This is a genomic window from Pantoea septica (assembly GCF_002095575.1).
Lineage (GTDB): Bacteria > Pseudomonadota > Gammaproteobacteria > Enterobacterales > Enterobacteriaceae > Pantoea > Pantoea septica.
Genome location: NZ_MLJJ01000064.1, coordinates 1 through 9,085, shown reverse-complemented (window position 1 = coordinate 9,085; position 9,085 = coordinate 1). Strand labels below are relative to the sequence as shown.

Below are 9,085 nucleotides of genomic sequence, written 5' to 3'. Positions count from 1 at the left end.
GGTAGCAGGGATACTCTGGTTTCTGCGCACGCCGGTTGCAGCCATCAGCGCATAGGCCTTTTTTCTTTTCCGCTTAAATTCTGCATCTTTCACTCAGTTAACCTCCCTTTAAACTGTACACCAGACCTTATAACCATACGCATAAGCACCGGAACGGCAACCCTTTATTCAATCAGCTTTTCCTGTGACAAGTACGTTCATCAGCCCCAGGTCTGAATACGCATAGCGCAGCAGCTGCAGGCCGGCAAAAAATACCGCCGTGTTCAGAAAGGGCAGCAGCCACAGACTCATGTTATGCATGGCCATACCGGCCAGCGGCGGCATGATAAGCGCGCTTACGCCTGTCGCCACAAACACGGACGTAAGGTTGCGCCCACGCCCAAAGCGTCCCTTCTCACGCGTGACCAGCTGCGGATGCAGCAGCAGGGTCACCGGCATCATGCCCGGGCGGGTCTTCATCTCCCGGATGCGCGCCGTTTCGGCCTCCGTCAGGCTATGCGTGGCGGAAAAATCCTCAATGAAGCCGTCCACCACGTTCTGCACGGTTTCACTGCAGCGGGGCTCACCACCACCCTTACTCCAGCGGCGAAGCAGCGCGCCTTCTGTCCGGAACTCGGGCAGCCAGGCCATCAGCATCATCAGGCAAACGGCCACGGTGGCCGCAATCAACAGTAATGTCATAGGGTCTACTCCAGGGTCTTTTGAGGTTTATGGCCAAACTCAGGTTCGGGTTCGCTGCGCTCGTGGCGCATCACGTTCACTTCATCGTTCATCATGGCGCGGTCGTCCCGCTCCGGGGTCAGGTCGTAGTCGCGATAATCAAATGCCTCCTCCTGCAGCTCTTCCAGCGCGGCGGCCAGTGCGGCCTCGCGTTCGCTCTCCCGCTCGTCCGGTGCGCTCCGCGCCTCTTCAGGCGCAACAGGCTCCGGCTCTTTCTCCTCCTGCCCCAGCGCGGCCTTAACGGCTTTCTCCAGCGCCTCGGCTTCGCGGCGGTCCAGCTCCTCCCCACCCGACGTCGCTGCTGCCGACGCGCCTCTGGCATCCGGACGTTCACTGTGGTCAGCTGAGAGCACAACAGGGCTTTCCGGATTGTCCTTCATCAGCTGCAGCGCCTCCGCGACATCCGCGGCTTCCAGCACCTTTCCGTACTTTTCCCCTCGCTGCAGCACGATGCGGCTGCCGTCCGCTGCCCCTTCATAGTGGGCGGCTGAAAAGTCTACCTCTCCGCTGGAGGGTGACACCGGAACGTGCCAGTTCCCGCGCTGCCGGCCGTGCTCGTTGATAACCGGCCACAGCATTTCCGGCGCTTTCCCGGCCATAAAGCGCGTCCGCCGTAAGGTCCTGATCGACCCGGTCCGCCAGGTGCGTGCCGGATGCCCTCCTTCATTACATGCGTGACCCGGGCTGGTTTGAGGTTAGCTTCAGAGAAACCCGCTTTTATGCCTGCCAGCTCGTGACCATTCCACTGCTCGCTTTTATTAAAAATCGCGTCCCGGCCAGGCAGTTACAGGCGGCGGCCGAACGGTCACTCACACAGTTGAGACAATATTCAGACGTAGCCGACCCGGCTGCATGGATAATGGTTAATGCGGATTTCTTAGCCCCCCTTCCCCGTCCCGACGTGAACTTGTGGCACGCCAGAAAAATAAAGAACAGCTTTGAAAATGCAATATTTACTGAGCCGGGGAAATAATTCACTCAAAAATAAAAACCACCCCGGTCGGTACAAAATCCGCAACATCCGCTAAAAAAGTAAATCCACCAAAACAGGTGTTGAAAGAAAAATATGGGCCCGATGCAGATAAAGTGATGGAGCGTGTGATGCTGGGCTGGCGCGTCAGGGATATATGTGAAGAACAGAACTGTTCTGAATCTTACGTCTACAAGCTAATAAAAAAGCGCAAGGGAAGCTCTGCAATGGATTACCGCTGGAAGCAGTGGGAGCTGATTTCACGCATGTATCATGCCGAGCCAAAAATGACGATAGAAGAAATTGAGCAGGCCTGCGGAGTATCTCGCGCAGTCATCTATCACGCCGTTAAAAAAATAGCCGATCGTGACGGACAGAAAATCATCCCTCGGGAGCATGAGAGAAAACTGACACCAGAAGATGTTGAGTCGATAAAAGTAAAGTTAAGCCAGGGCATACTCAGAAAGCATATTCTGACTGAATACAGCATCACGAACGACACGCTTATTAAGTACGTTGGCACGCATGAAGATTACAGGGTTATATCTGAAGAATTAAAAGACTATGCGGTACGATTGCGCGTGCAGGGTAAAACCCTACAGCAAACCGCCGATATACTGGGTGTGACGGTTGCAACGGTTAAACGCGCATGGAGCAAAAAGAAAGACTCTCCTGAAATTAAGGAAAAGCGCGTCAAGTATGATAACCGTAACGTGCTGTCTAAACGCGACCGCGATCAGGCAGTTAATGCTGTCTTACGAGACGGCCATACAAGAAAGCAGGTTTATACACAATACGGAATTAATGCACTGACGCTACGACGTTATATTCGTGATGCGCTAAAAAGAGAAACCGATGCACTGAGGCAGGATGACAATGGAAAAGACGAGAAGGGTGACTCCTGAATAAGAAGCCTGATGTATTCGCAGATAGATCAGGCTTGCATTAATTATCTAAAGTACTCCAGTAATTTACCGGCAACTCTTTCCTTCATCTCTTTAGGCCAGTCTGGATCAAGAAGCATTTCGTTCCTGACGACTTTAGAAGTATCAACCGTTTCCTTCATGATGCCGAAAATGGCGTCGATAATGAACCCATTCATCAGCGCATTTTTAGCAATGAGCTCCAGCTTCTGATCAAGCGTTTTTTCTGAAGCATCCTTGTTGATTTTGTTTTCATGCACTCGTAAACCGAGTTTAAACATTTCCATTACGAACGCTGATCTGTTAGCCGTATCACGGGATTCACCGTCTTCCAGTTTTTTTTCGACGTGCGCATCAATCTTTTCCAGCAGTGAAAAAGGGATAGTAAGGTTAACCCGGTTACGCTTAGCTGAATTTTCATCATTCATATTTTTTTCTCACACTCGTTTTAACTAACATATGTAAGCATCACATCGGACCAGACAATCTGGAAGGGTGCAGACTCGTTTTTTATGGTAACCATCGGGTAACATCCGGCTTAAAACTGAGTAACCATATGGTAACCAATAAAAAACCTTCAGGATTCCACTGAGTTACCTTCTGGTAAGTAACCATAAGATTAAATTTTCTACGATTCAAAGCTAAGTTGCTGATTTTAAATACATTAACCAGCAAAAAGAAATTTGCGAGTGGTGTGTAAAAACCTAACTCTTATGATATTATTGAGCCTGACATCTCCTCCGAACTTTTCAAATCAGGAGCCGCAATGCGTTTATTCATCCACGCTGCAGCCCTGCTGGCGACAGGCATTTTTTCCGCCAGCGTGAATGCGGACTGTTTTATTAAAGCCGGCGAATGGTATTCCATCGATCCGGACTATCTGCGCGCTATAGCCTGGCAGGAGTCCCGCTATAACCCGGGAGCCATTAATATCAACCGTACGAAAGATGGTAAGCCCGGCAGCAGTGATTACGGCCTCATGCAGATTAATTCGGTCACAATGCGCCGCTTACAGAAAGAGTACCCGGGCCTCAGCAAAGAAAAGCTGCTCAGCGAGCCATGTCTGAATATTTATATTGGCGCCATGCTGCTGCGCCGCAATTTCAATCAGTACGGCACAACGTGGCTGGCGGTGGGAATGTACAATGCGGGAATGAAAAACCTGCCGGTAACCGTAACGAACCGCTATAACTATGCGATGCTGATTGATAAACATTATAAGGCCATCAAGTCAGGTAGAATTCCACGCAAGGCATTCAGCAGCTGAACGGGTTTAGATACTGACGAAGCGCGCAGCCCAGCTTTATCTCTCTGCGCTGCGTTTGTTTAAAGACGGCAACGAAGCCCGCGCGCAGAATTACCCGCCCCGGCTCAATTCCGGGAACGGGTAACAGAGGTAACTTCTCTTTTTTTCGTAAGCACCGCATGTACAGACATTGCGATGGATTACATTTATCCGTCACCGGTTCAATACCGGTCACGGATAAAATCCGGCCAAAAAAAGGAGCCCTGCGGCCCCCTGTTTTTTATTTTATTTCCGCAAGCGTTCGGTTTATCTCACCCTGCACGCCCTGATTGTGCCAGAAGTAATCGCGTCCGACCCTGTATAGCTCGCCGGCGTTAAATCGCGCCAGCGTTATTTCTTCACCTTCCAGACTGCCGCCATATTTTTTAGCGATCATGTCCACCGCCTTTCCCTTCATCCCGTCCGAATAATTCCGATCGGTAAAAACGTAGCCTACGCCCCCATAAATGCGATTAAAAGGAGAGGCACAGGAAACGGACATATCCTGCATGCCGTCAAAATAACTGTCTTTGTACTTGTCGGTTACGGCTTTTACTTCTTCCTCTGTCGGCCCGTCAATCCAGTTTACGCTTACGCTGTCATAACTTCGCTTGCGAACGGAAAAATTAAAGCCTGCAAATCTGGCCTTCAGCTCCTTACGAATATTAGACGTTACCTGCACGGCCCCGTTTTTACCGTGCGAGAGCGCGGCATATTCCGGTGCCGTTTTTAAACGCTCGCATTCAGCTGCATAAAGGCGCTCTTCCTCCTCTTTTTTCTGCTGCCTGCGGCGTTCTTCCGACTCGGCATGTTTTACAATACGCGCCGTTTCTTCCCCGCTTTTTATTTCCGAGAATATGCTCCACTGTTTTCCGTGCAGGATACTTTCCGGCAGGCCGCGAGATATTCCGCCGCTCTCAAACGCAATATCAAACGTGGCATTACCGCCATAAGATACGCAGCCTGAAAGCGACCCGACTGATGCCGGTTTCTGCTCGCCGTGAACGGCGAACACGACGCCCCGCCCGCGATTGTAAAGAACTGTGCTGACAACCTGACCGATAACCACTGCCTGCGCATTGTGCATTTTCATTTCAGTTTTCCTTAAATCAGATGAGACGAAAAAGCGGCCCGCCCTTACAGGCCGCGCAACGTTTTCAGAAGGGGATCTCGTTCAGAGTGGTATCAGCGGTATCAGTAGTTGCCTGATTTTCAGTTGCCGGGTTCAGGGCATTTTCCAGTGAGATAACGCCGCGTGCGACGTCACTGGCCAGGTAATAATCCAGCCCTGCGTCACTCGCTTCGTGGAAGCGGTCAAAAAATGCTTTTGCCTCTTCAGCCCTCACCGCAGAGGCGCGACGAATATATTCCCGGCGAGCCTCCTGCCAGGAAGCTGAGCGGTAAAAGATCTGGCCACGGCTGACAACGATGTATCGCCCGTCAGCGTTTTCGCCCAGGTCGTACAGCGCCGTCATGCCTCCGTCTGAACTCGCCAGACAGGGCAACGCGGTATGTCCGGCAGCCATCAGCGCGATGACATCTGTTTCATCAAGCAGCAGCGCGTCCACACCATAGCTGCCGTTTCGCGCCGGGTAATGCTTCCCCTCTGACGGCGTGACGTTTTTGCCATCTGCGTTTGTGGTGTGCCAGCGCGTGCGCAGATCGTTTGCGCTGACGCAGATTTTTGGCCCGTTACCCCATGTTTTGGGAGATTCTGAAGCGGCGACGTTGACGTTTTGTGTGTGCATGCTGGTTCTCCTGTCAGGTGGTTAATTCATGTTTCGGTTAGTTCCTCGCGGCAAAGGGCTGAGAAGCAACGGCAGGCAGCAGATACAAGGGCGCCGCAGGCGTGCACTTCACCCTTGTATCTGATGAATGACGGTGCCTGGATTCGCCCGCCGCGTGGGACGTACCGCAACATGACCACCGCGCCGGAGATGAGCATGCACACACCCGACCGCAACGCGGGCGTCCTTAGCGGCCACGTCCTTATGTGGCCAGTGAACGCGCCGGCGCCAGCCGGCTGAAGGGGTTGACCTGGCCGTTCGCCATCAGACCCTAGCCGTCAGGCCCGGAACGCTTCGCGGTCCGGCGGAGCTTACCGGCTCTGCCGGTTAGCGCAGTGGGGCTCGACGACCCGGCAACGCCGGGGAGCCGGAGGGGGCCATCAGCTTTTTGATACTGACGTCCGCTTTGTGCCAGAAACGGACCGTTCTAACACTTTGCGTAGTTAATTAATTGGGGAGAAGTGATTTAGGAGTGTTACGAAGATTAAAATTAGTGACTACCATATGAAAAAATGTTAAAAATTCCCACATGAAAAATTGATAAAATTTTAGATAATTTTAAAACACAGCAAAGGAAAACACCATGACAATAGTTTTGTTCATTATTGGTATAATTTTTGTAGCATGTATTTACGAAACATTTTTCAAGAGTAATTCAGTTGATGACATCAAGAAAATCACCCCTAGGGTTCAATTAAAGAAAATCGATCCGAATGAAAATACAATAAATAAAGCATCATTAAAATCATTCGAAAATTCTCTAAAAAAAGAAGAGAACCCCGTACTTAAGGGAATCAATGATCTATCAAAAGACACATCATCCAATACAGAAAAAGAAATTGACTTCCCTCTCGCAGTAAAAGAAAGACAAACGGTTAACCTTGAAGAAATACTCAGCATTTTAGATAAAAAATTTGTTTCTTTCAATACGTTTGATTCTAACGGCTTACCATGTTATTTCATACACAATTATTATCCATTGAAATACACTGACATATCTGAAAAAAACAAAGAAAACAGAAAAATTATTTATAACTTTAAAGACGGATTATTGAATGACAGGACAAATAATATTCATAAACAGATAGCAGCAGTTTTGTTAAATAGTTTTAGCAAGGACTCACTAAAAGAAACGGTATTTGTATGCCTTCCCGCTTCTACACAGGCAAAGTATAAAAGAAGATATGCACGTTTTAGCGAAGAGGTTTGTAAATCTTGTGGAATGATGAATTTTTTCCAGCATGTATCCTATCTTTGGGATAGGAAAGCAAAACACATTGAGAAGATTACTGCGGAAAGTGAGTTATCTCACATCCATTTCCCTAAAGAAATAGTAAAAAATAAGAATATAATAATTTTTGATGACATTTTTACCACTGGGAAAACTCTCCGAGCCATGGAATCTAAATTAACACTTAACGGAGCAAACGTCGTGTCAGCTATTTTTCTTGGTAAAACTTATGATCAGTATGGAATCAAAATGGGCATGCTTGGAAGAAAAAGTGCTTTGATTGAGGACTAAATTATGGGATTAACTGCTTCAAATATTTTATTTTTAAAATCAGTTCCTTATGTGGGAAACCAAACAGTACTAAAACTTTTTGGACAGGATAAAGATGACCGTTATGAATCTGTAGCCGACATAATTGACTTCTTTTTAAGCGCTTCAAAAATGAAGTCTATTAAGTTGGAAACTTTAGATTTCCTGAAAAGCAGAGAGAGATGCGCTAAGCTACACAATGAAATAGAAAGAAAAATTGACATAGGTTATCGTAGTGGTGTCATTCCTCTTGGTTATAATGACGTTAATTTCCCCACGTCATTAAAAAACATAAAAAATAAAAGTGGAGGTAATATTGCCCCTACAGTTATCTTCTACAAAGGGAATGTTGATTGTTTAAGCCATATCCAAAATGCTACTGTTATTGGCTCAAGAAATCCTACAATCCAAACAAAAAAAGCCGCAGAGTATATAGCGGGATTTCTTTCGGATAATAATTTTAATATCATAAGCGGCTTGGCCAAAGGATGTGACGAAATAGTCCACTCGGTCGCAGTATCTAAAGAAGCAAAAACAACTGCTATTTTGCCACAAGGCATCGATAAAATTTATCCTTCCACGAGTACAAAGTTATCCGAAATGATCGTTGATAAGGGTGGTATTCTTCTGTCTGAGCTTATGATCGGCGAACGTGTAACTAAGTATAGTCTAGTTGAAAGGGATAGATTACAAAGCGCCATTTCAGATAAAACTATTGTTTTACAAACCACTTTAGATGGAGGAACTATGCATGCAGCAATGAGCGCACTATATAATATGAAAAAGCTTTATGTTATAGATTACAAATTTATAAGTAGTGAGGATGCTGCTTTTTATTCAGGGTTTACTCAATTGTTAACCAATGGCGCTCAGAAATTAAAATCAAATGAAATACATAATTTAATAAGTGTGGAGAACAACAAAAAACAAGCCTCTTTCTTTGACTAATCAATATAGGCAGCTAGATAGATACCTTTAACAAATCTGACCTAATGCCTAATTTCAGTTAACTGGTACTAACCTATTCCCAAACGATTTTTATATAAATTTTAGTTATATATCCCGATGGTAATGACAAATGATAATGTCCGCTTTTCGCTAATAGCTGACCGTAATTAAGCTTCTGCGTTTAAACCTGCCGTTGCCATCAGACCCTAGCCGTCAGGCCCGAAAACCGGAGGGATTTGGCGGAGCTTACCGGCTCTGCCGGTTAGCGCAGTAAAGCTTGACGACCCGACTATGCCGGGGAGCCGGAGGGGGGCCATCAGGCTGTTGATACTAATGTCCGCTATGTGCCAAAAGCGGAAGTAGGCATGTAATGACGAATTCAGGATTCTCCGTAGAACTGCTTATGTAGGGCATCTCTAGGATCAAAACGTTATGTAGATAAAACCGAGTTTTGTATAGAGAGTTTGTTTTTTTAAGCGTAATCTCATTGCTCAAACCGGTATTGAATGTATCTCTCAATTCATAATTAATAAGAATGTCCCAAGGAGTAGTGACATGGCCATCACCCATGCCCAAATCATTGAATCTATGGAACAGGCATGTTCTAACGTTAAACCATCAGAATTTATTTTCGCTTTCCTTGACGCTTATGGCTTTTCAAAAAGTACGATTTCCCGCCTTCGCTGGAGTGACGACACAAGAAACGTGGCAACCGGTAATGACATTGCTGTTAAGAAAAAAATCGGTGATGCTGCCAACTTACTGATTTAGTGTATGATGGTGTTTTTGAGGTGCTCCAGTGGCTTCTGTTTCTATCAGCTGTCCCTCCTGTTCAGCTACTGGCGGGGTGGTGCGTAACGGTATAAGTACTGCCGGACATCAGCGCTATCTCTGCTCTCACTGCCGTAAAAC

The 9,085-nt window shown here is 47.1% G+C and carries 11 protein-coding genes; 6 read left to right on the top strand and 5 right to left on the bottom strand.

Annotation, left to right across the window (positions count from 1 at the left end):
- Positions 1-168: 168 nt before the first annotated feature.
- The gene (locus HA46_RS20245; protein ID WP_084886492.1) at positions 169-681 is read right to left on the bottom strand and encodes a hypothetical protein; all 513 of its coding nucleotides are present in this window, start codon (positions 679-681) and stop codon (positions 169-171) included.
- 5 nt (positions 682-686) lie between these two features.
- Positions 687-1,319 (bottom strand): conjugative transfer relaxase/helicase TraI domain-containing protein, encoded by a 633-nt coding sequence (locus HA46_RS20240; protein WP_084886489.1) that lies wholly within the window; start codon positions 1,317-1,319, stop codon positions 687-689.
- Positions 1,320-1,770: 451 nt separating this feature from the next.
- Between HA46_RS20240 and HA46_RS20230 the strand changes: the two genes are divergently transcribed.
- Positions 1,771-2,595: a helix-turn-helix domain-containing protein gene (locus HA46_RS20230; protein WP_143807694.1), complete on the top strand. Its 825-nt coding sequence runs from the start codon at positions 1,771-1,773 to the stop codon at positions 2,593-2,595.
- Between the two features lie 44 nt (positions 2,596-2,639).
- On the opposite strand, the gene HA46_RS20225 is transcribed toward HA46_RS20230, so the two are convergent.
- Entirely contained in the window at positions 2,640-3,041 is a 402-nt protein-coding gene (locus tag HA46_RS20225; RefSeq protein WP_084886481.1) for a relaxosome protein TraM, read from the bottom strand.
- A 338-nt stretch (positions 3,042-3,379) separates the two neighbouring features.
- On the opposite strand from HA46_RS20225, the gene HA46_RS20220 reads away from it, so the two are divergent.
- On the top strand, positions 3,380-3,880 hold the full coding sequence (locus HA46_RS20220; RefSeq protein WP_084886477.1) for a lytic transglycosylase domain-containing protein: 501 nt from the start codon (positions 3,380-3,382) through the stop codon (positions 3,878-3,880).
- Positions 3,881-4,139: 259 nt separating this feature from the next.
- Here HA46_RS20220 and HA46_RS20215 read toward each other — a convergent pair whose 3' ends face one another.
- The gene (locus HA46_RS20215) at positions 4,140-4,991 is read right to left on the bottom strand and encodes an LPD29 domain-containing protein (RefSeq protein ID WP_084886474.1); all 852 of its coding nucleotides are present in this window, start codon (positions 4,989-4,991) and stop codon (positions 4,140-4,142) included.
- 64 nt (positions 4,992-5,055) lie between these two features.
- The gene (locus tag HA46_RS20210; RefSeq protein ID WP_084886471.1) at positions 5,056-5,646 is read right to left on the bottom strand and encodes a hypothetical protein; all 591 of its coding nucleotides are present in this window, start codon (positions 5,644-5,646) and stop codon (positions 5,056-5,058) included.
- 622 nt (positions 5,647-6,268) lie between these two features.
- Here HA46_RS20210 and HA46_RS20205 point away from each other — a divergent pair.
- The 4 genes from HA46_RS20205 to HA46_RS20190 all read left to right on the top strand — a co-directional run.
- Positions 6,269-7,207 (top strand): phosphoribosyltransferase, encoded by a 939-nt coding sequence (locus tag HA46_RS20205; RefSeq protein ID WP_084886468.1) that lies wholly within the window; start codon positions 6,269-6,271, stop codon positions 7,205-7,207.
- 3 nt (positions 7,208-7,210) lie between these two features.
- Entirely contained in the window at positions 7,211-8,173 is a 963-nt protein-coding gene (locus HA46_RS20200; RefSeq protein ID WP_084886465.1) for a DNA-processing protein DprA, read from the top strand.
- Between the two features lie 555 nt (positions 8,174-8,728).
- A complete protein-coding gene (locus HA46_RS20195; protein WP_208857428.1) occupies positions 8,729-8,944 on the top strand; it encodes a hypothetical protein in 216 nt (71 codons plus the stop codon).
- A gap of 28 nt (positions 8,945-8,972) precedes the next feature.
- A partial coding sequence (locus tag HA46_RS20190) for an IS1 family transposase (RefSeq protein ID WP_143807693.1) occupies positions 8,973-9,085 on the top strand: 113 nt, incomplete at its 3' end.